This window comes from Methanolobus sp. ZRKC4 (assembly GCF_045291305.1).
Taxonomy (GTDB): domain Archaea; phylum Halobacteriota; class Methanosarcinia; order Methanosarcinales; family Methanosarcinaceae; genus Methanolobus.
In genome coordinates this window covers 2,560,570-2,585,782 of record NZ_CP146983.1, presented here as the reverse complement: position 1 = coordinate 2,585,782, position 25,213 = coordinate 2,560,570, and the positions used below count along the sequence as shown (strand labels likewise).

Genomic DNA, 25,213 nt, shown 5'->3' with positions numbered 1-25,213 from the left:
AACGCAAGTTTATTTGTTTTAAAACAATTTATAGTTACTAAACCATAAAAATGGTGGATGAAAAGTCAGTATAAATGGATCAGATGGTGGTCGGTATGATAGAAAAGAGAATAGTTAAAAAAAATTACATCGGAATTGCTGGAAAGATCAGTCTAATCTTTCTTTTAAGCATAGTTATGTTTTCATCTAGTGCAACCGCACTGGACCTGAGCCAGTTTGAGTTTGTTGCGAATACGACCAGTGACTCAAATGGAAATTTTACTTTTGAGAATATTCCAAATGGAGAATACGTCCTGTACTCAGTAAATGAATCATATTCTAAAAAATATGACGAATGGAGATGGTACAATGGAAAAATAGACATAAAAGTAAATAGTTCAGACATTACAGGCCTTGAACTTGAAGTGGCCAGTGGATCAGATATAGATCAAAGCGAAGTATTGGCATATCTGGACAAGTCAGCAATAACAGGAAATACTTACCTCTATGCAATGAGCACCTATTACTACAAAGCAAGTACGTTGGTTCTCATTGACAAACAAACAGATGAACTTATAGCTAACACCACATCTGATAGCAGCGGTAATTTTACTTTTGAAGATATTCCAAATGGAGAATATGTCCTGTACTCGGTCAATGAATCATATTCTAAAAAGTATGATGAGTGGAGATGGTACAACGGAAAAGTGGACATAAAAGTAAACAGCTCAGACATTGCAGGCCTTGAACTTGAAGTGGCCAGCGGATCAGATATAGATCAAAGCGAAGTATTGGCATATCTGGACAAGTCAGCAATAACAGGAAATACTTACCTCTATGCAATGAGCACCTATTACTACAAAGCAAGTACGTTGGTTCTCATTGACAAACAAACAGATGAACTTATAGCTAACACCACATCTGATAGCAGCGGTAATTTTACTTTTGAAGATATTCCAAATGGAGAATATGTCCTGTACTCGGTCAATGAATCATATTCTAAAAAGTATGATGAGTGGAGATGGTACAATGGGAAAGTAGACATAAACATAAAAAGCTCAGACATTACAGACCTTGAGCTTGAAGTAGTCAGCGGATCAGATATAGATCAAAGCGAAGTATTGGCATATCTGGACAAATCAGCAATAACAGGAAATACTTACCTTTATGCAATGAGCACCTATTACTACAAGACAAGTGATCTGGTTCTGCTGAAGCAAAGAGCATCTTCCATCACCAATGAGCCTCACCTGGATGTAGCAATAATTACCGGGTATTCATCATATGAGGAAGAACTTGCCAATTTCACAAACAGGGTTAATTCTAATCCTGAGCTAAACATAAATGTAAGTACATATATCACTACAAAATTGCCTGATAATATTGATCTCAGCAATATGGATATAATTTACATAAAAATGGTTACGCAGAGTGCTTCAGAATTTGAGGATTCGCTTCAGGAAGCTATTGATAATGGCGCATTGGTAATTGGTCAGAATACATATTTGCCTGAGAGCAATTACACACTTCCGTCCAATCCAAATTATGATACAATTACTAAATTCAAAGATCATTTGGACGACTACTGGTCTGGCGCTTCGTTAGATGACACAAACTTTGACAATCTCATATTCTATCTGGCACAGGAATATTATGGTCGTAATGATCTAACTGTAAAAGAACCCAGTGTGATACCAAAGGCAATTTATCACCCAGGAATGGAAAACATGCCTGCTGAATACCTCGTGGTCGATGCAGACGAGTATTTTGGCTGGTATGCCAACAGAACAGATGGACATGCTTTCGATGAGAACGCACCAACCATAGGCATCACATTTTATGGCTCCTACTATCTGGATGACATGGAACCAATTGATAAAATCATAGAGGGATTTGAAAGCAGAGGAGCGAATGTCATTGCATGTTACGGAAAATCAGGCTACTATCTTGAGCCCTATCTGAACCACAGCAGCCAGACAAAAGTTGATGCTGTTGTTTCCTTCCATTATCGTGGAAATTACTTTGATCTTGATGAACTTGGAGTGCCTGTTATGAATGCCATACTCAACGGGTACATGAACACAAGCCAGTGGATGGAAACCAGTACTCCGTTGCCAGTAACTAATATGCTAAGACTTTACAGACCTGAAACTGAAGGTGCTATTGATCCTATTATGATCGGAGCTCTGGAAACGATTGTTGAGGACGACAGTACAGTAGAAAAGTACATTGGACATGATGAACAGATTAACTGGCTAATTGAACGTACAATTGCTCAGGCAGAGCTTGGTATTGAAGAAGAATCTGACAAGAAGATAGCTATAATCTACTACAATCATGGTGGCGGAAAGGACAATATCGGTGCATCATATCTGGAAGTTGCACCAAGTATTGTGAACCTCCTTGAAGGAATGGATGATGCTGGATACGACGTGAATGGAACACTCATACCAAACAAGACAGAACTCGTGGACCTCATGGTCTATCAGGGAAGGAATGTTGGTACATGGGCTCCCGGGGAACTGGACAAGATGGTTGAGACCGGAAAGGTCGAACTCATACCTGAAAGCACATATTTGGGCTGGTTCAATGAACTTCCCGAAGTAAGAAGGACAGAAGTTATCGACATGTGGGGAGAGGCTCCCGGAGAGATAATGGTCTACACCGATGGCAATGATGACAGATTTATCGTCATCCCGAAGATAAGCCTCAGTGACAATGTGATCCTTGCGCCACAGCCAACAAGAGGATGGTTGCAGGACAACGAAGTACTCTACCATGACGAGGAACTACCACCTCACCATCAATACATTGCATTTTATCTATGGATGCAGAACGAGTTCGATGCCGACGCAATAGTTAATATGGGAAGACATGGAACCGTTGAATGGCTACCTGGTAAGGATTTCTGCTTGCTCAGTGAGGAATGGCCTGCTATCATGACAGGTGACATACCTGTTGTATATCCATACGTAATGGATGGTATGGGAGAAGGAATGCAGGCAAAACGCAGAGGCAATGCCGTTATCATTGACCACCTGATACCACCTGTAGTGTCTGCCGGAAGCTACGGTAATTACAGTGTGTTGAATGATAAGATCAATACCTACAAGACATCAGTCACAGAATCCGAATCACTTCTACAGGCTCATCTGCAGGACATAATAACCCTTACACTGGAGCTTGGCCTTGACAGCAGAGTGAACATGAGCCTTGCAGAGAACAATGCCACAGTAGATTTCTTCCTGGATGACCTGGATGACGTGCTAAGGGATCTGAGAAGCCAGTCCATGCCTTACGGACTTCACATACTTGGCGAAGCACCACAGGACGATGAACTTGTAGGTATGATCAATTCCATGCTTGGTGATGACTACACAGAGGCTGTTGCAGTCTACAACGAGTCTGAATCCGCACCATTGGACATACTCAGTCTTGTTCTGCTTGACAGCATGAACACAACAGATGCTCAGATGCAGGTACTACTCGGTAACAGTTCCACAGATTTGGATGGTCACCTTGCCAATGCAATTGATTATGCAGCACTTCTGGTAGAAGCAGATAATGAAGTTGATCAGGTGCTCAAGGCAATGGATGGAGGATTCATCGAGCCAAACCTTGGTGGCGATCCGATACTCCGTCCTGACACTCTGCCAACAGGCAGGAACTTCTATGCATTCGATGAACAATTGATCCCAACAAAACATGCATGGGATGAGGGTACAGCACTGGTAGACCAATGGATAACCGATTACTATGCAGAACATGGTGAATACCCAAACAAGGCAGGATACATACTTTGGGCTGGAGAATCCACACGTCACGAAGGTGTAATGGAAGCACAGATATTCTATCTGCTTGGAGTCAAACCTGTCTGGGATGAGGACGATAGTGAAGTCGTTGATGTGGAACTGATACCAGCAGCTGAACTGGGAAGACCTCGCATCGATGTCATGGTACAAATATCAGGTCTTTACAGGGATACATTCCCAATGAAGGTAGAACTCATCGATAAGGCAGTAAGACTTGCCTACGAGGATGAATCCGGCACCAATTATGTCAGGGAGAACACCGATGCTCTTCAGTCATCTCTTAATGATACCATCAGTAACTACAACCTGTCACTTGATATAGCACAGTTCAGGGTATTCGGTCCGGAGGACGGTTCCTACGGAACGGGAATGTCAAACGCTGTGTCAGCCAGTAACACCTGGGATGACAACAGCGAGCTTGCTGAGCTTTACATCAACAAGATGAGCTACATCTATGGCCAGAACCTCTGGGGACAGACTGTAGAGGAGTACATTAAGCAGCAGACAGGTGAGGATGTAAAGATCGATGATACATTTGTCTTTGAGAACATCCTGGACGGAACCGAAGTGCTTGTACACAGCAGAAGTTCCAACACTTACGGTGCCACAAACACCGATGAGTTCTTCCAGTACATGTCAGGTCTGGCCAATGCCATTGAACACATCTCCGGTGAAATGCCTGATCTTCTGGTAGCCAACCTGGAAAATCCTGACGACCTCGTGGTAGAGGACATGGAAACATACCTCGCGAACGAACTGTACACCGTTTTCAGTGATACTAACATTGAAGGATGGATGGCACATGGTTACGAGGGTGCCAGAATGATGATGAACTTCGTTGAGAACCTCTGGGGACTTGAAGCTCTGACACCTGGTCTTGTAACCGATGACATGTGGGACCAGACCTATGGAAAGTTCGTTGCAGACCAGGCAGTATCGGATTGGATGAAAGATGCTAGTCCCTATGCCTATGAATCAACAACTGGCAGACTGATCGAAGTGGTTCGGACAGGAAACTGGAACCCTTCAGATAATGTTATGGAAGATATTGTGAACGAGTATATTGACACTGTTAACGATAATGGTGTTACATGCTGCCATCACACCTGTGGTAACCCAACACTTGATGAGTTCATCCAGAGTGAGATCGATTCCGGAAGGATTCAGGTGTCACAAGAAAAGATGGACAAGTACAAGAAGATCATGGAGGAAACAAGGAATCCACTCCCGAAAACAGCAACTCCAACTTCAACTCCAAGTAGCAGCAAGAGTTCCAGTAGTACCGGAACTGAACTGAATGTTGTTGAAACCAGTGGAGGAAATCAGAGTAGCTTCACTGATTCCGGTGCAGGAGAAATACTGGAAGAAGAAGCTTCCCTGAAGTCACCTGTTGAAGACAGTTATGTCGAGGGCTATGAAATGACAAGGGAAACTGTTGAAGATGAATCTGAAAGCAGTCCCTATTCTATATCAGGCTCAGACATTGTAGCTTCTGTACTGGTGATTGGCCTTGTAGGAATTATGTATGTAGGATTCTGGAGAAGAAGGCAGTTCTGAAGTGTTTTTGGCGCTTTTCAAAAAAAGCGCATTTTCTTTTTTTATCGCGAAAAAAGCGAAACTTTTATATATACAACAATTATTAGTTTTAACGATTACAAACCTAAGCTAACATATAGTTAATGTTGCTTATAGTGATGTAATTATAACCAATAGTGTAAATGGTGGTTTGTTGAAAAAATTATATATATATTCATTTAAACACACGTAGTGCTATGCAGGAAGAAACGAAGTTTTGGAAAAGCATAGCCTATTTTATGCTTTTGTTGAGCTAGAATTATAACTATTATATAGCACTCCATTAAGCCGCCAAGCAAAAAATGGAGTGCTTGAAACACATTATCAGGTGGATAACATGCGAGTAAAAAATATATTGATAATAGTATTAAGTGTATTGTTAGTTTTATCACTAATAAACACTGTATCGGCAGACGAAAACCATGTGAATATCACCCTCATTACTCTTGATGATGCAGAAGTGATCAGCTATGCCAAAAGCTCAAATATCTATAATGAAAGCATAAATGTTCAATATTTTACAACACTGAGTGACCTGTCAGACATTGACCTGAGCAATCAGGATGTCATATTTACCTATATGCTATGGGGTACTAAATACGACGAATTTTCCACTGAGCTGGAAAAAGCAAAAGATAATGGAACTACCCTTGTAAATATTGCCAGTTTAATAAATACTTCCTTATATGATTATGATTTCCCAAGCGCACCAGAACCCTATGAAAGCGACGATGAGAATTACTTTTTCAATATGGGAATGAAGGAAGATTTCCTGAGAATGAATGGTGAAAATTTCATTGTATACCTTGCAAAGACATATGGAAACAAATCAGCACTTACAGACAGCTGGGAATGTCAGCCTCCCATAACACTTCCACAGGGCCTTTACCATCCGGATGATGATGTTTACTGGTTTGATACTACAAACGAATATCTGGACTGGTACCAGAATGAATCCAATGGTGAACATCACACATATGATCCTTCCAGACCTACGATCGGCATATGGTTCCATAAATCAGATTACAAGAACAGTAACTTGCAGGTTGTTGACGCTCTTATATATGATCTTGAAAGCAAGGGTTGTAACGTTATTGCCGGATTTGATACATTCTATAACATCAGTGATTATTATTGTGATGAAAGTGGAGAACCACTGGTCCAGTGTATGATATCTCTCAAGAGCTTTGGGCTGGATGTTAATAAATATGAGGGATACGGCCTAACTGAACTCACAAATCTTGATGTTCCCGTACTCAAGGGTATGGTTGCAGACCCGGATTCAGGAGATCCTGCAGATACAAACAGAGGAATCTCCAATGAAGAAGCCATAAGGAAAACAGTAAGTCCAAACATTGACGGTATTTTTGAATATGTAGTGCTTGGACAGAGCAAAAAAATAAAATGGGACGTTTACGAGTATGAACCAAATGCTGCACAGATTGATTGGATGACTAACCGTGCTATCAAATGGACAGAGCTTAAACGCTTAGAAAATCCAGACAAGAAAGTTGGTATCATCTATTACAATTATCCATCCGGTAAGGACAACATAGGAGCAAGTTACCTGGATACCATGGCCAGTATGATGAACCTGCTCAACAAGATGAATGAAAGTGACTACAGCCTTAACAATGTTCCTGAGAACAAAACACTCCTTCTGGAAATGATTCAGGAGCAGGGAATAAATGCCGGTTCCTGGGCACCCGGTGTCCTTGATGAAATGGTGAATAACCGCACAGAATGGGGATTACAGCTCATCCCGATGGACGAATATAAACAATGGTTTGAGAATGAGTTGCCTGAAAACCTTAAAGATGATGTAATAAATGAGTGGGGAGAACCCTGGTCCGATGATTTCCCAGAGGACAAAAAACTCATGATATGGGAAAATGAAACCGGCAAGTATATTGTGATCCCTGCGGTCCAGTGTGGCAACGTATGGCTCATGCCACAGCCTGCCCGCGGTTTTATGCAAAATGACAATGTAATGTATCACAGCTCTATTGTTCCTCCACCACACCAGTATATTGCCTTCTACCTCTGGCTAAACAATGATTGGAATCCTGATGCCATTATCCATCTTGGTACCCACGGTACACACGAATGGCTTCCAGGACTTGCATACGGAATGAACAGGACAGCAGACTGGGCACCACTTCTTCTGCAGGACCTGCCTAACATCTACCCATATATCGTAGCAAACGTTGGCGAAGGACTTACAGCAGAATACCGTGGAAATGCTTTGATAATTGACCATCTTACTCCAACCCTCGAACACGGAGGCCTTCATACGGAGATGGCAGAACTTGCATCAAACATTCAGGAGTACTATGATCCTGCAATCTCGGATGAAGTCAGAGACGGATACAGAGAAATTATAATCGACCAAATGGTGGAACTCAATCTCCATAAGGACCTGGATGTGACTGAAAGTATGATCGAGATTTACAGAGCGGATGATTCACAGTTTCAGGCTTTTGTAAAGAACGTGCTCCATGAATATCTGGAAGAGATATCCGAAGAGAACATCCCCTATGGTTTCCATGTGCTTGGAGAAGTCCCACCTATGAATGAAAGCGGACCAGTTGATGACCAGATGTCCGTCATGGTAAGATCAATGCTTGGAAGCAGTTTTGAAAATCTGATATCCGGTACGTTCTATTCGGATACAACTGAATATCCACTTGGAATACCATTAAACGATACAAAAATTGATTGGCTTGTATGGGAAGTTGTTACCAATAACACAGACCCTGCACTAGCTCAGGACATGGTATTTGGATACAATGATTCTTCAGTTACTGCTTTACTTGAAAATGGAATCATACACAAGAACAATCTTGTTGAATCAGCTACCGAGCTTGACCGGGTGATTAATGCTCTGGATGCAGGTTTCGTCCCACCGGGACCTGGAAGGGACCCAATCCAGAATACGGATTCAGTACCTACTGGCCGCAATTTCTATGGAGTCGATTCGAGATTATACCCTTCCAAGGCTACTTGGGACCTTGGTTCCAGACTTGCACAGGATCTGCTGGAAGACTATTATGACAAACATGGAGAATATCCAAGGAAGGTGTCATTCTCAAGATTCGGTGTAGAATTCATAAGAGACCATGGTACACTCGAAGCCGAAATGCTGTACCTGCTTGGAGTAAAACCAGAGTGGGATGATACATCCAAACAGATAAAAGGTCTTGTACTCATGAATGAGTCCGAGCTTATGCCAAGTTATGGCGAATACCCAGGCAGACCTCGTATTGATGTAGTCTATGCAACCGCAGGAATGAGAGACGCCTTCCCGGAAAAGCTCAAGATGATAGATGAAGCAGTAAGACTTGCAAACTCTGCTCCTGCTGGCAATTATACCAACTATGTAAACGAAAGTACAATCTCAATAAAACAGGCATTGATAGAAGCAGGTTATGATAACGAGACTGCTGAGCAGATTTCGACAATGCGTTGTTTTGCTGTCAGAGACGGTACTTATGAGATTGGCATTGCCAATGCCATAGAAGCGAGTGGCACATGGGATGATGAAGCCCAGATAGGAGAACTTTACCTGAGTAAGATGGGATTTGCCTACGGTACAGAACTATGGGGACAGCAATGCCCTGACCTTCTCAAACAGAACCTGATGAATGTTGATGCTTCGGTACATTCAGATTCATCCAACCTGTATGATACTCTGGACAATGATGACGTCTTCCAGTATTTCGGCGGCCTCAACCTTGCAACCAGATATGTTTCCGGCAAGACACCAGAAATGTATATTTCGGACACAAGGGATACTGAAAACGGCGGAATGGTCACCATGCAGAAATACCTGAACACGAACCTGCGCTCCAGATATCTCAACGATAAATGGATAGAAGGTATGATGAGTTCAGAGTATGCCGGAGGGAGGATGATGGCTGAATTCGTAGATAATCTCTGGGGATGGGAAGTCTCCAACCCCGAACTTGTTGATGACAGTATGTGGGAAACTGTGTATAATACATACATTAACGACGAAATGAAAAAGTTCTTCAATGAAAACAACCCCGGAGCTTATCAGTCCATCACAGGCAGGATGTTGGAGGGCTTACGCAAAGGGTATATTGATCTGCCAGACGATATTGTGAACAATCTTGTGAAGGAGTACATGCAATCGGTTGCAGATAATGGTGCAACATGCTGTCACCACACATGTGGAAACCCATTGCTGGATGACTTCGTACAGGGTAATATACCAGCTGACCTTAGCCAGCAAGTGATAGATGACTACAATAAGCAGATGTTCGATGCAACACAGAGAGATGAATTCCAGGTACAGAAACAGACAGAAACTGATTTACAAAAGGTTAAGGATGATTCACTCAACTCTGTCCAAAGAACAATGGCATCAGGATCAGGGTCATCTAACCAGACCATGATGGCAAATTCCGGAGGAGCTGGTCTGGATTCTGACGCGCCTGTGCAGGATTCACCGAAATCAACCCCCGATAACTACGTTGAAGGCTACGAAATGACAAAGCAAAGTATCACGAACAATGATAATGCAAATAGTCCATCAGTATCCAGTTCTGATATAGTAGCTTCGGTATTTGTTCTTGGTGCATTAGGAGCCATGTACTTTGGATTCTGGAGAAGAAGGAAATTCTAAAGACTCTTTTGGTGCTTTTCAAAGAAAGCGTCTTTTCTTTTTTATTTTTTCAAAGTTAATGAATTGTTTTATAAGCACGAACATGTATATTTGTTTTAGCTAATACATGTTTGCACAATCATAATATATGTAGCATTTTTGAATATTTGTATAATTGAAAGAAATTCTATGTGAAACGAGGATGATGATCAAGAAGTTATGAATTAATAAAACAATAGTTGTGATCACTCCTGCATAGCCGCCAAGCAAGTACAGGAGTGTTATACACATTGTCGGGGGACAATATGCAGTGTAAATATATAATATTTATAATATTAAGTTTTTCCCTATTTTTTTCAATAACGAATGTCTCATCAGCTGATTATCATAGTATAGATCAAATAAACTTGATTTAAATCAACTTACATAACTAACTTGGTGGTGAGGTACGATATGGTACTTAAAAACATTAAAAAATACAGGAATATCTTTGCAGCAGCTCTTATAATAGTATTCTTAGCAACAGCATTTGCTGCTGCAGAGAGTGCTGGTAACGATACAATAAATACAACTGACAATGCAGTAGATTCAGCCTTATCGGAAAACGATACAATAGCTGTAAATACTTCTATTATAGTGAAAATACCGGACATGGATATAAGGCCAAAAATAAGCTATGTGCTATCCCGTCCTTATGCGGTCACACTTATGCAGAACGTAGCTGCCGACCCGCAGATAAGTTCACAGATGGATATCAGTATCTATCTTGGCACATCATATGCAGACCTAGGTTTTGATCTGAGCGATCAGGACATGATTGTTCTTAGGAACCTTGATGCCTATGTTGTGGACAGCATTGCACCAACAGTAAATGAAGCGAAAACAAACGGTGCACATGTCGTCTCAATAGGAGAGACCTTGGAAGCTTACGGACTTCATAACGTAAATACATCAGATCCGCAGTACTCTGACATAAATCTTTATCAGGAGTACGCATCCCAGGAGAACTTCAACGGACTCACTACTTTCCTTGGGGTGAAGTTCTTCGGTTTGAACTACTCCATCACAGCACCTGTGGAAAGACCTGTCTACGGTATCTATCATCCACTTGCACCTCAGATATATGATAATCTCAATGATTACCTTGACTGGTACAGTTCAACAGGAACATATGATACAGACAGTCCTACCATTGCAATAATAACCACCAGTTACAAAAGAGTGGAAAGGGACATGCCTCTGCTTGACCCGCTTGTTGAGGATATAGAAGGAAAAGGATACAATACGATTGTAACTACTTATGCTTACAAGGATGAAAAATCCCTTAGCTACCTTATGAAGGATAATATGTCCATTGCAGACGCTGCTATTATGATATCACGTGGGTCACGTCTGCATTATTCAGACAATGAGCATGGAATTTCTGACCTTCAGACACTGAACATAACTGTCCTGAACGGTGCCCGCTTGTTTTCAGGAGTAAATGTGGAAGAATGGGAGAACAGTGTGCATGGTGTGCCGCCTGCTCAACAGTATCAGGTAGCTTATGCAGAACTTGATGGAATCATCGAGCCAATAGTCATCAGCGGAAAAGCCATAGATGAGGCAACAGGAATCGAATATAACCAGCCAATTTATTATCAGATAGATTGGCTTGTCGACAGGACAATAGCCTGGACTGAACTGCACCAAAAATCGAATTCAGAGAAGAAAGTGGTTATACCATATTACAATCCTGAAGGCGGTAAAGCAGATATGGGCGCAGACATTGATTATTATCTTGATGCACAGGCAAGTCTGGCAAACCTTCTTGAAGCTATGCAAGAGAGAGGTTATGATGTTGGCAGTGAGCCACTTCCAAATTCCAGTGAACTTGCAGATATGATGATGGAAAGCGGACACAATATTGGTAGCTGGGCTCCCGGAGAACTTACCAAATGTGTTGAGAATGGAAGCACAATACTCATACCTGAATCCCAGTACAGGGAGTGGTTCGAAGAACTCCCACAGGATAAAATTGATGAAATGACAGCAATGTGGGGTGAAGCTCCTGGAAATATAATGGTCTATGAGAATTCCACAGACAAATATCTGGTCATACCTGTGCTCGAATTCGGAAATGTTCTTCTTGCACCTGACCCACAACACGGATGGTCTTCAAGTGAAAAAGCAATGTATAACAATGCTTCATATCCACCAACACATCAGTGTTTTGCTTTCTACAAATACATGTCAAGGGAATATGAAGCCGACGCATTATTCACTATATTCTCAAGCGTTGAGCTGATGCCCGGTAAAGAATGCGGTCTTTCCGCAAAGGATTGGGGAGCACTCTTACTTGAAGATATGCCACATATCCACGTACTTCCAATGGATGCAGAAGGTGTCTTTGACAGAAGAAGAGCAAATATGCTCATCATTGATTTCATGACACCGACAATAGTGCCGGCAGGTCTTTATGGCGACCTTGCAAACCTCCAGCAGGAGATCACATTATTCAAACAAGCAACAGACAGCGTGGTGAAAGAGAGTTACAGAGAGAGTATCATAAACCAGACAAGAAACCTGAGCCTTGACAATGACCTCAGTGTTGACCTTGACTCAATTTCAGGTGATGCAGACCTTACAGATGCTTTCATTAATGAACTCTCGAATTATCTCTATGAACTGAAGACTGCCTACATGCCATACGGATCTCATATACTTGGTGAGGTTCCTGAAGGCGAGAGTCTCATCATGCTCATAAAAGGCATGCTTGGAGATGAATATGTAGAACATGTGGAAACTCTTGGTGGAAACGAGGAACTTTCAGTATTACTATTGAATGAAACAATACTGAACGGAAGCTTTCCTTACGATGCACAAATAATGCTACTTGGTCAGAACTCCACAGAACTTGGAAGTGACCTGGATCTGGCACTTGAGTATATGGAAAGGATACAGGACTGCGAATGTGAAATAACGAAGATACTCGATGCACTTGACGGTACGTATATCACACCGGGACCATCCGGTGACCCTATCAGGAACCCTGATGCATTGCCAACAGGCAGGAATCTCTACACATTCGATGACCGCCTCATCCCCACAAAAGCGGCATGGGATGTTGGTTCACAACTTGCAGACGATATACTTGCACTGAAACTTGAAGAAGATGGGCAATATCCTGAAAAGATAGCGTTCCTGCTATGGTCTGTGGAAACAACAAGGAACCAGGGAGTTATGGAATCCGAGATATTCAAACTTCTGGGAGTAGAACCCTATTATGACAGCAAGAACAGAGTAAAAGGTTTCACACTAATCGATTCCGAGGAACTTGGCAGATCAAGGATAGATGTTATGGTGGTAACCTCAGGTCTTTACCGTGATGTGTATCCGAGCAAGATTGAGCTCATAGATGAAGCTATCAGGATGGCGGCAGGAGCTGACAATGACACATATCCCAACTATGTGAAAATGCATTCCAGTGAAACATACCATAGCCTCATAGATGAAGGATACAATGAATCGATTGCATACAACCTGTCAGTTTCAAAGATATTCTGTCCCCCACCAGGAGGATATACACCTGGGATACAGGAAGCCATAAGCAGTGATACATGGGAAGATTCAGACGAGATCGCCGACCTCTACATTGACAGGATGGGATATATCTATGGTCAAGAAATATGGGGTGAGCATTACTCAAGTGTACTGGAGAAGAACCTTGCAGACGTTGATACTGCAGTGTTTAGCAGAACATCAAATCTTTACGGTGTGCTTGACCACAATATGGTAGCTGCCTATTTCGGTGGTTTGAGCATGTCAGTTGAAAGAATCAGCGGTTCTGCACCTGACATGTATATCAATGACCTCAGCAGCTCTGCAGACATTGAAACCCTGAGTGAGTTCCTTAACAAGGACTTACGCTCACGTTACCTGAATCCAAACTGGATAGAAGGAATGATGGGTAACGGTTTTGACGGTACAAGATATATGGATTCAGTCTTTGAAGTCCTGCATGTGTTTGATGTAACAGACCCATCTCTTGTTACTGATGATATGTGGAATGAGATGTATGATGTCTACGTCGAGGACAAATATGGCCTTGGTGTAAGCGATTACCTTGAAACTACAAATCCATATGCATCCCAGTCAATGAAAGCTACATTACTGGAATCCGCTCGCACGGATTATTGGAATCCATCTGATGGAGTGACCCACAATCTTGTGAAAGAATATGTTAGATCAGTTGTCGAAAATGATGTTACCTGCTGCCATCATACCTGTGGAAATCCATTGCTTGATAAATTTATACAAGAAAATATGGATCCATCAGGAGTTAGCAAGAAAATGCAGGATGCATATAAGAAAAAAATGTACGATGCAACCCTGAGAGAAGTGGTCCAGACACCACAATCTGAGCAGGAAGAAACGGTTAGTAGCCGAAGTAGCAGTTCAGCCGGAACGGAGCTGAAGATCGTTGAATCCAGCTCTGAATCAGGGTCAACCAACCAGACAACTGCGACTGATTCCGGAGCAGGTATGGATGCTGATACACCTGTACAGGATGTACAACGGTCTACACCGGATGATTACGTAGAAGGTTATGAAATGACAAAGCAAAGTGTCGCAAATACCGAAAGCTCAAGCGGTTTCTCAGTAACCGGTTCTGAGCTGGCAGCTTCTGTGCTGGTACTTGCCGGAGTAGGAGCTATGTATGTAGGATTCTGGAGAAAGAGGAAGTTCTAAAGTATTTTTGACGCTTTTCAGTATAAAAGCGTCTTTTCTTTTTTTTGCTCAACTATTGCATAGTGTCAACCCACATTAATATACACATACAAAAGATACTATTTTTAAGATACTCATTGCGTTTTATATACAAGTTTGCCTGAATATATTTACTACTTAGATATTTCTAATCCTACATATCAGCACAAAAACAGGAACACGGCCCATGAATCGAACAACAACGATATTCATATCCATTATCATTATCCTGCTTTCTGCTCTGGTCGTTTCGGCCAGTGACGAAAATCTAATCTTTTTGAAATCAGGTAATATAGATACAGACCGCCCACCGGAAAAAAATGTATCCGAACAGGATCAGGCCAAAGTATCTTCAACATTTGAATTGGAGGATAGTTCCGAAACATATTATATCGTGCAGTTTGAAGGACCTGTCAGTCAACAATGGAAAGATGAAGTGCAGAATGTCGGAGCCGAATTCTTTGATTATATCCCAAACAACGCTTTTGTGCTCAGGATGAATGGAACAGAGAAGATTCTTGTGGAATCGCTTGATTTTGTGCGTTGGACAGGGGAGTTTCTGCCGGAGTATAAATACACAGATGAAAACCTGATCATTCAGGATACAAATTTGCTTGCAGATGATGTAAATGCTTCTGAGATGATACTATTCATATTTGACCCCATTGAAAGTTATGATATTGAATCAAATGTAGAAACCTTAGGTGGAATAGTTGTTGATGCGTCGGACCGCATATTAAGAATACAAATTCCATCTGACAATCTTGAAGACCTGGCTTCCATTAGTGGAATCTGCTGGATAGATAAATATGAGGAAACATCTGTATCAAACGATGTTGCAGCAAGTATTGTCAAAGTAAATGCAATCCATAATACATTGAAGCTGAACGGAAGCGATCAAATTATTGCGGTCTGCGATACAGGACTTGACACAGGAGTAAATGACAACTCAATGCATGCCGATATAAGAGGCAGGATACTATCTATTACGGACTTTTCCGGAGACGGTGCACAGGATATAACAGGCCATGGAACTCATGTTACTGGCTCCGTCCTTGGTAATGGAGAAATGTCAGATGGTCAGTATGCAGGAATGGCACCCGAAGCATCACTTATATTTCAGGCTGTAGGAACGGACGACTGGGAACTTGGAGGAATACCAACTTCAAACATCAGTATTCTTTTTCAGAATGCATACGATGCAGGCGCAAGGATACACACCAATAGTTGGGGAGCGGATTCCAATGGAGCATATAATTCCTATTCATATTCTGTTGACCAGTTCTCATGGAGTCATCCTGACATGCTGATATTGTTCTCCGCTGGTAATGAAGGGAGTGACTTGGATTATGACAGCGTGGTCGATTCAGATTCACTTAACACACCTGCAACCGCAAAGAACTGTATAGCAGTCGGTGCATCTGAAAATGATAGAGGTGATAATTTTGGAACCGCTTACAAAAAATGGGGAGATATCGATTGGTCAGGTGGGCGATTCTTGATAAACCCCATCAAAGATGATTACACTGCAAACAATCCAGAAGGAATTGCTGCTTTTAGCAGCAGAGGGCCAACTGATGATGGAAGGATTAAACCCGACATTGTTGCCCCAGGTACTTTCATCGCCTCCACAAAATCGAGTCAGGCAAGCTGGTATGATTGGGGTATTGTTACTGAAAATACCAATTATGCATATTTAGGCGGATCAAGCATGTCCACGCCAATTGTTGCCGGTTCCGCAGCGCTTGTCCGGGAATACTACACTGAAATAGAAAATATGGCTAATCCAAGTGCTGCGTTGATGAAAGCAACCCTACTCAATGGTGCATATGATATGGCACCGGGACAGTATGATGACGAGGACACACAGGAGATAGACAGCAGACCTGACTACTCACAAGGATGGGGACGTCTTGATGTCGAGAACTCAATACTTGTGCCATATCCTGAAGTGATAGCATATTTTGATGATATTTCGCTGTCTACTTCGGATTCATGGAGTCATATATATGAATATGTGAAGAGTGGCCAACCAATGAGAGCAACCCTTGCATGGACCGATTATCCGGGAACCATCTTTTCATCAAAAGAACTTGTCAATGATCTTGATATGATAATTTCAGGCCCATCGGGCACATATTATGGTAACAATGGACCAGATCACGTAAACAATGTTGAAGGAATTGAACTCAGTAATACAGCAGAGGGAGATTACACTATCACAGTAGTGGGTTATAGTATCATTCAGCCTTTAGACCTGCCGCAACAGCCCTTTGCACTGGTATTAGCATTTACCTGCGATAATAACAAGTTTCCGGCACAGAACTCCTATACAGAAAATAGCACAACTGTAGTGTCAACAGATGTTGTACATCCGGCAGGAGTAGACCAGAGTTCCATAAATATGTCAATCAACGATATCCCGGTAGTATTCAATTATGGCAGTATACCTGATGGATACAATATCTGGTACAATACACCTGTTCCTTACCAGGAAGGAGAATATAATGTATCTGTTACGGCCATGACAGATAGCGGACAACAATTTTCTTACGGATGGAAATTTAATGTTGAAGCTGCACAAGTTTCTAATCATGCTCCCGTTTTGGAGTACATTGGCGATAAGGTAATCATTGAATCTGAAATTCTTCATATAGATATATCTGCTATTGATGAAGATGATGATAATCTTACCTTTGCTACCAATGCAAGTTTTGGCAGCCTTAATGATAACATATTCACCTGGACTCCAGACTATAATGATTCAGGAGTGTACTATGTAGAATTCAATGTAACCGATGGAATTGAAATTGATAATGAGACAATCACCATAACGGTCGAAAATAAAGACAGAGCACCAGAACTCACCGCAATCGATAACAAGACAGTTGATGAAAATGAGCTGTTAAATTTCACCATCTTGGCAACTGATCCTGATGGTGAAACTGTAGCTTACTTTGCTACTAATTTACCTAATGGAGCGAACCTTGACCCAAGCACAGGAGTCTTTAGCTGGATTCCAGGATATGATCATAAAGGCACTTATAATGTAGAATTCATTGCGACAGCAAACAGTCTTAATGATTCTGAAACTATCGTCATAACAGTGGAAAATGTCGATAGAGCACCAGAGCTTGCTACAATAGGTAACAAGGCCGTTGATGAAAATGAGCTGTTAAGTTTCACAATATCAGCAACTGACCCTGATGATGAAACTGTAACTTACTCTGCTACTAATTTGCCTGATGGAGCTAACCTTGATCCCAGTACAGGAGAATTTAGATGGACACCTGATTATAACGATGAAAATAGTTACGATGTAGAGTTTATTGCAGAATCCAATAGCCTCAGTGACTCTGAAACTATCGTCATAACAGTGGAAAATGTCGATAGAGAACCAGAACTTGCTGCAATCGGTAACAAGGCAGTTAATGAAAACGAATTACTTAGTTTTGCGATATCAGCAACAGATCCTGATGATGAAACTGTAACTTACAATGCTATTAATTTGCCTGATGGAGCTAACCTTAATCCCAGTACAGGAGAATTTAGATGGACACCTGATTATAACGATGAAAATAGTTACGATGTAGAGTTTATTGCAGAATCCAATAGCCTAAGTGACTCTGAAACTATCGTCATAACAGTGGAAAATGTCGATAGAGCACCAGAGCTCGCTACAATAAGTAACAAGGCTGTTGATGAGAATGAGCTGTTAAGTTTCACAATCTCGGCAACTGACCCTGATGATGAAACTATAACTTACTCTGCTACTACTTTACCTGATGGAGCTAACCTTGATCCCAGCACAGGAGAATTTAGATGGATTCCTGATTATAATGATGAAGGTAGTTACTATGTACAGTTTATTGCGGAATCAAATAGCCTCAGTGACTCTGAAACTATCGTCATAACAGTGGAAAATGTCGATAGAGCACCAGAACTTGCTACAATAAGTAACAAGGCTGTTGATGAGAATGAGCTGTTAAGTTTCACAATCTCGGCAACTGACCCTGATGGTGAAACTGTAACTTACTCTACTACTAATTTGCCTGGTGGAGCTAATCTTGATCCCAGTACAGGAGAATTTACCTGGACACCTGCATACGGTGAATCTGGAAACTATGATGTAGAGTTTATTGCTGAAGCTAATGGCCTTGATGATACCGAGACTATAACTATCTCCGTAGGAAATGTCGATAGAGCACCAGAGCTTGCTACAATAGGAAACAAGGCCGTTGATGAAAATGAGCTGTTAAGTTTCACAATATCAGCAACTGACCCTGATGATGAAACTGTAACTTACTCTGCTACTAATTTGCCTGATGGAGCTAACCTTGATCCCAGCACGGGAGAATTTAGATGGACTCCTGGGTACAATGATTCAGGTAGTTATAATGTCAATTTCATTGCAACTGCAAATAGTCTGACTGACTTAGAGACAATAACCATAACAGTAAATAATATTGATAGAGCTCCAAACTTTGAACCAATAGGTAACAGAGTAGTTGATGAAAATGAACTTTTGAGTTTTACCACCTCTGCAATTGATCTCGATGATGACACAATAATCTACTCAACTAATACATTGCCTGCCGGAGCCACCTTCGACTCCATTACGAAAGAGTTTAGATGGACTCCGGGATATGATGATTCAGGTAGTTACGATATCAATTTCATTGCAACTGCAAACAGTCTTACTGACTCAGAGACGATAACCATAACAGTAGATAATATTGATAGAGCTCCCGAACTTGATCCAATAGGTAACAAGGTAACTGATGAGAATGAGCTTCTTATTTTTTCCATTTCAGCTACTGACCCTGATGATGACAAAAGAACTTATTCTGCAGTAGACCTGCCTTCTGAAGCTACTTTTGATTCAAGTACAGGAGAATTTAGATGGACTCCAGGGCACAATGATTCTGGTAGCTACAATATAGAGTTTATTGTAACCGCAAAAAGTCTAAATGACTCAGAAAAAATCACTATAACGGTAGTAAATGTAAATTCTCCACCATCATTTGAATTAGTGTCCTCTAAAACCATAGAAATAAACGAAAACCTTCAGTTCACCATCAATGCAACAGATGCCGATAACGAACATCTTGATTTTTCGAACGTTGGTACTTTACCAGATGGTGCGACATTCAACGACTCGTCTCTCTTGTTCAACTGGACACCAATAGACAATCAAACAGGGACCTACTCTGTGAACTTCACAGTAACAGACGGAATAGACCATGATAACCTTACGGTTCCAATAACAGTAACTGAAGTATCAGTAGCTACAGCCTCAATATCCACAACTAGCGGAGGCGGAGGAGGCGGAGGCGGAGGTGGAACCACAGGAGAGGAATTTGAGAACATTGAACTTAAGGATGTAAGTTCCCTATTTGTTGGAAAAGATAATGTTAAATTCGAATTCCGCAATGAGGACAACGATATCCAGTATATTGGTTACAAATCACTGAAAAATGCAGGAACCATATCTGTGACAGTCGAGATACTCAGAGATAAGTCAACATTTGCTGACTCCCTGCCATCCGGGACGATATACAAAAACATAAACATATGGGTTGGAAAAACAGGATATGCCATCGACAGCAATATCGATGATCCGGTAATAGGATTTAGAGTAGACAGAAAGTGGATAGAGAACTACAATATTGGCCAGGATTCCATTGTGATTAACAGATACAATGGCGTTTGGAGTCGACTTTCAACCACGCAGACAAGTTCAGATGATAACTACCTCTACTTCGAAGCAAGCGTTCCGGGCTTTTCACCGTTTGCAATCACCGGTGAGGCATTGGCCAGTGAGAAAAGCCTGCGTGATGAAACTGATGCACTGTATTCAACAGAAGATAACAGCACATATGACTCCAATGTTTCAAAACCAAATGAAAACCAACCAGAAAACACACTTTATGCTCTTTCCACTTTGGTATCTTGTCTGATAATATCATTTGTCTGTTTTCTTATGAGGAAGCAGTAACCTTTTCTATTATTGGTTCAACGAACCATATCTAAGAACAGCAGCAACATTTCATTTTTTATTAGACAGCAGATATAAATATATTTAGGGTAATATATGGGTGCTTTGAATCTAATCTGAGAATGTTGCTCATGCGCACTAAAAACAAGATCCTGATACTATTTACACTCATAATTTTAGCCATTGCCTCAATTACCTCTGTAAGCGCAGGCAATGGAGATGTAGACAATAATAATCTCCTTCTTTTGAAGGCCGGGAATGTAAATACGGACACAATTACCGGACCTGAAAGACAAATTGATGAACCGGAACTTATGAGCTCTTCAGTTCAATCCATAGACAGTATAGAAAAATACTATATTGTACAGTTCAGCGGACATGTGCAGGAAAAATGGAAACAGGACGTATCATCAAAGGGAGCCGAAATATACAATTACATTCCAAACAATGCATTTGTTTTCAAAATGAATGAAGATGTCAAAATTCAGGTGTACACACTGGATTTCGTAAAATGGATTGGTGATTACAAACCATCATATAAGTATGAACCTAAATTAACATACACCAGCAGTATTCAGACAGCAAGTACTAAAGTTGATACCGAGAATACATATCATGTACTCCTTTTCTCCACAAAAGATAATGAAAGGATAAAAAGTTCCATCGAATCAATTGGTGGAAAAATCCTTTCATGTTCAGGAACAAAACTAAGGATACAGGTTTCAGCAGACAGGTTGCCAGATATAGCAGCAATCAATGGTGTCAGCTGGATAGTGAAATATGTTCAGCCGAATATATACAATGATGTTGCTGCAGATATTATTAATGTAGATACTGTTCATGAGACCTACGGACTGAACGGTAGTGAACAGATAGTGGCAATTTCAGACACAGGACTTGATACAGGAGTAAATAACAGCTCTATGCATGCAGACCTAAGAGGAAGAATACTGAGTATCATAGATACGTCAAATGATGGAAGTGCCGCCGATCAGGCAGGTCATGGAACTCATGTTGCCGGTTCTGTATTAGGCAATGGTTCACTTTCCGAAGGAAATTACAGTGGGATGGCACCTGAAGCAAAATTAGTATTCCAAGCTATTGGAAATAGTAGTGATTATTTGTTCCCCCCGAATGACCTAAACGATCTATTCCAAGAGGCATACACTCTCGGGGCAAGAATACACACTAATAGTTGGGGCAGTAATGTTAATGGAGAATACACGGATTATTCACAAGATGTAGACCAATTTGTCTGGGATCACCCTGATATGCTGATACTTTTTGCATCTGGCAATTCAGGAGTTGATTCAAATGAAGATGGAGTTATAGACGAAGATTCAATTGGATCACCTGCATCTGCAAAGAACTGTCTTGCAGTTGGTGCATCAGAAAGTGAAAGAGGAAATACTTTCGGAATAGCACCTTACCTGAGTTGGACAGTATGGGATCGTTATCCATTAAACCCTATCAGAGATGATTTCATGGCTACCAATAGTGGAGGTCTGGCTGCATTCAGTAGTCGTGGACCAACTGATGACGGCAGGATCAAACCAGATGTTGTTGCACCGGGAACATTCATTGCTTCCACGAACTCAAGTATGGCAAACACATCAGGATGGGGAATTATTGATGAAAATTATCTATATATGGGTGGTACAAGCATGGCCACTCCTGTTGTTGCAGGATCTGCTGCTATTGTCAGGGAGTACTATACCAGAGTTGAAAATCTAAGCAGCCCAAGCGCTGCATTGCTAAAGGCAACATTGATTAACGGTGCATATAACATGACTCCCGGGCAATATGGAACAGGAGATTATCAGGAGATAGCGGGCAGACCTGATTATTCCCAGGGATGGGGACGTGTTGATATTGAGAATTCAATCTATCCTCAATATCCAAAAACGATTAAATATTTTGATAATCCAACTCCTTTGAACTTCAATGAATCATGGAATGTGAGCTATGATCTTCTCTGTACATCTGAACCTCTCAGAGTTACGCTCGTCTGGACAGATTATCCCGGAGATGCTGCTGTAGTCCCACAACTTGTGAACAACCTTGATCTGGTAGTTGTTGGCCCTGATGGCACATATTATGGAAATGGAGCTCCTGACACAGTGAACAATGTAGAAGATGTTGAATTACTGGAACCAGTTATCGGCACATATACCATCATGATAAATGGTACAAACGTCCCACAAGGGCCACAGAATTTCTCACTTGTGGTTTCTTATGGTCATGATGGCACCGATATGTATCCTGAACATAACTCATACACAACTAACAGCACAACTGCTGTCTATATGAACCTTACACATGCAGATGGAATTAATTCCAGCACTATAAACATGATAATTGACGGTTCGGATGTAATCCACTCCCTTGCTAACATCACTGGTGGATACAAAATAGAGAATCTGACGGTACAGCCATATTCAGAAGGTTATCACAATGTATCTGTCAGTGCATTGACAAATCTAAGTGAAGAAATAAGTTATGGATGGAGATTTTACGCCAGCGTTGAAGATAATGTAATAAATATACAGGGTCTTGAGGAAAACACCGTAATACAGAATGATGAATTTGATATCAATATCACCAACAACAAATTATGTGACTTCTGGTACAATACTGATAATGGAACTAATTCCACAAATGAAACCGGATTCTCATTCAATGCAACCCTGAACCTAAGTGAAAGCAATCATAATCTAACGGTCTTTGCTGAAGATATCACAGGATACACTAATTCGACTACTGTGAATTTTACTGTATTTACAAGCCAGCCGACAATCGATACACCTGTGTCCGGAGCGATATATTATCTCCCGGAGAACAGTTTTACAATGAACGGAACTGGCGGCATAGCAACAAATGTTTCGGTCTACGTGAACGAAGCACTTACAAACTGGTCATATCCGGTTTCAAACGAACTGTTCAATCTAAGTAACATTCCGCTTTCTAACGGAACAAACACCGTCAACATCACTTCCATCTTCAATAATTCAGTGGATGACTACTTTAGTTCCAACAAAACCATATATCTCAGTCTTGGAGAGACATTCAACACAGAAGGTAATGATGAAGCTACACTTGCAGTTCCCGGCATGGGAAGCAATATCAGTCACCCAACAATTAACTTCAATGTTACCGGTACATCTGCCAATCCTGGAAATGTGTCTGCTGCAGTTGTAACGGGAGAAGAACCTGAAAACGGATCGATTCTTACAGGTCCGGCAATTGACATCAGGGTACTGAATGAATCAGATGCAAACTATTCACATCAATTCGGAAGAAACGTTTCCCTTACACTTGGATATAATCAGAGTCTTGTAAATGATACTGATAAACTTGTGGTCGCATGGTATGACAATGAGGGGGAGATTTGGACCCCATTCAGAAGTACGGTAAACACCTCTGCACACACAGTTACCGCAAATATTACTCACCTGAGCATATATACACCAATTGAGGATAATACCGCACCTATCATCAGCAATCTTGCTAGTTCCGATAGCACCACATCCATAACTCTCACATGGGAAGCATCAACTGACACAGACTACATGGAAATATGGAAAGATGAGACTTTCCTTGCAAACCATTCAACTTCACCGATGACGGACACAGGTCTGTCTTCCGGCACAAGCTACAATTATAGTCTTAAACCATTCGACTTTGTAGGTAACTCTGGAAACTGGTCCAATACTACCGTAATAACATCCACACCGGTTACTGCCACATCAGCTTCCTCCAGCGGAGGTGGAGGAGGCGGGGGTGGTGGCTCCACAGGCGAAGATGTTGAGAACATCGTATTCAAAGATGTGCTTTCAGTGTATGCCGGAATGGATGACATCGTAGACTTTGATTTTGATGATGATAAGAACGATATTGACTATATCCGCTATCAATCACTGAAAAATGCTGGAAAAATAAGTACTACCATTGAGATATTGAAGAGCACATCCACATTTGCAGATAAGCCGGTCTCCGGGTTAGTATACAAAAATATGAATATCTGGGTGGGTAAGACGGGTTATGCCACAGAGAACAATATCAACAACCCGGTCATAGGGTTCAGGGTCAGTAAAGAATGGATAGAGAACAATGGCATTGATCCAGCCACCATAGCACTAAACAGATACAATGGAAATGCCTGGGAAATGCTGGATACAAAACAAAATGACCCTGGTGATAACTATCTTTACTTTGAAGCAAGCACTCAGGGATTCTCACCTTTTGCAATTACTGCAGAAGAACCACCGAAAAACAATGCAGAAGAAGCTGCAATCACTGACATATTAACAGAAGAGAGCACAGATACCACCACATCCCCGGCAGAAGAAAATGAAAACGGCAGTAGTAGAGACATACCTGCTATATCAGGTCTTGTAACAATATTGATACTAACAATTGTCTGTGTATTTGTAAGGAAACAGCAAAATTAATATTATGATGCTGACCATTAAA

General features: G+C 41.3%; 5 protein-coding genes. All 5 read left to right on the top strand.

Features of this window, described 5'->3' with window-relative positions; genetic code table 11:
* Positions 1 to 74: 74 nt before the first annotated feature.
* A complete protein-coding gene (gene cobN / locus V7O67_RS12605) occupies positions 75 to 5,348 on the top strand; it encodes a cobaltochelatase subunit CobN (protein ID WP_406670148.1) in 5,274 nt (1,757 codons plus the stop codon).
* 355 nt (positions 5,349 to 5,703) lie between these two features.
* Positions 5,704 to 10,014, top strand: coding sequence for a cobaltochelatase subunit CobN (locus V7O67_RS12600; protein ID WP_406670147.1), 4,311 nt, complete (start codon positions 5,704 to 5,706; stop codon positions 10,012 to 10,014).
* Positions 10,015 to 10,446: 432 nt separating this feature from the next.
* Entirely contained in the window at positions 10,447 to 14,724 is a 4,278-nt protein-coding gene (locus tag V7O67_RS12595; RefSeq protein WP_342304512.1) for a cobaltochelatase subunit CobN, read from the top strand.
* A 205-nt stretch (positions 14,725 to 14,929) separates the two neighbouring features.
* Complete coding sequence (locus V7O67_RS12590) at positions 14,930 to 20,740, top strand: putative Ig domain-containing protein (protein ID WP_342304514.1); 5,811 nt, start codon at positions 14,930 to 14,932, stop codon at positions 20,738 to 20,740.
* A 131-nt stretch (positions 20,741 to 20,871) separates the two neighbouring features.
* Positions 20,872 to 25,191, top strand: a complete 4,320-nt coding sequence (locus tag V7O67_RS12585; protein WP_406670145.1) for a PGF-pre-PGF domain-containing protein — start codon at positions 20,872 to 20,874, stop codon at positions 25,189 to 25,191.
* The last annotated feature ends 22 nt before the right edge of the window (positions 25,192 to 25,213 follow it).

Coding starts and splice junctions, on each gene's coding strand:
- cobN (WP_406670148.1), top strand. CDS start 75: ATGGATCAGATGGTGGTCGGTATGATAGAAAAGAGAATAGTTAAAAAA.
- V7O67_RS12600 (WP_406670147.1), top strand. CDS start 5,704: ATGCGAGTAAAAAATATATTGATAATAGTATTAAGTGTATTGTTAGTT.
- V7O67_RS12595 (WP_342304512.1), top strand. CDS start 10,447: ATGGTACTTAAAAACATTAAAAAATACAGGAATATCTTTGCAGCAGCT.
- V7O67_RS12590 (WP_342304514.1), top strand. CDS start 14,930: ATGAATCGAACAACAACGATATTCATATCCATTATCATTATCCTGCTT.
- V7O67_RS12585 (WP_406670145.1), top strand. CDS start 20,872: ATGCGCACTAAAAACAAGATCCTGATACTATTTACACTCATAATTTTA.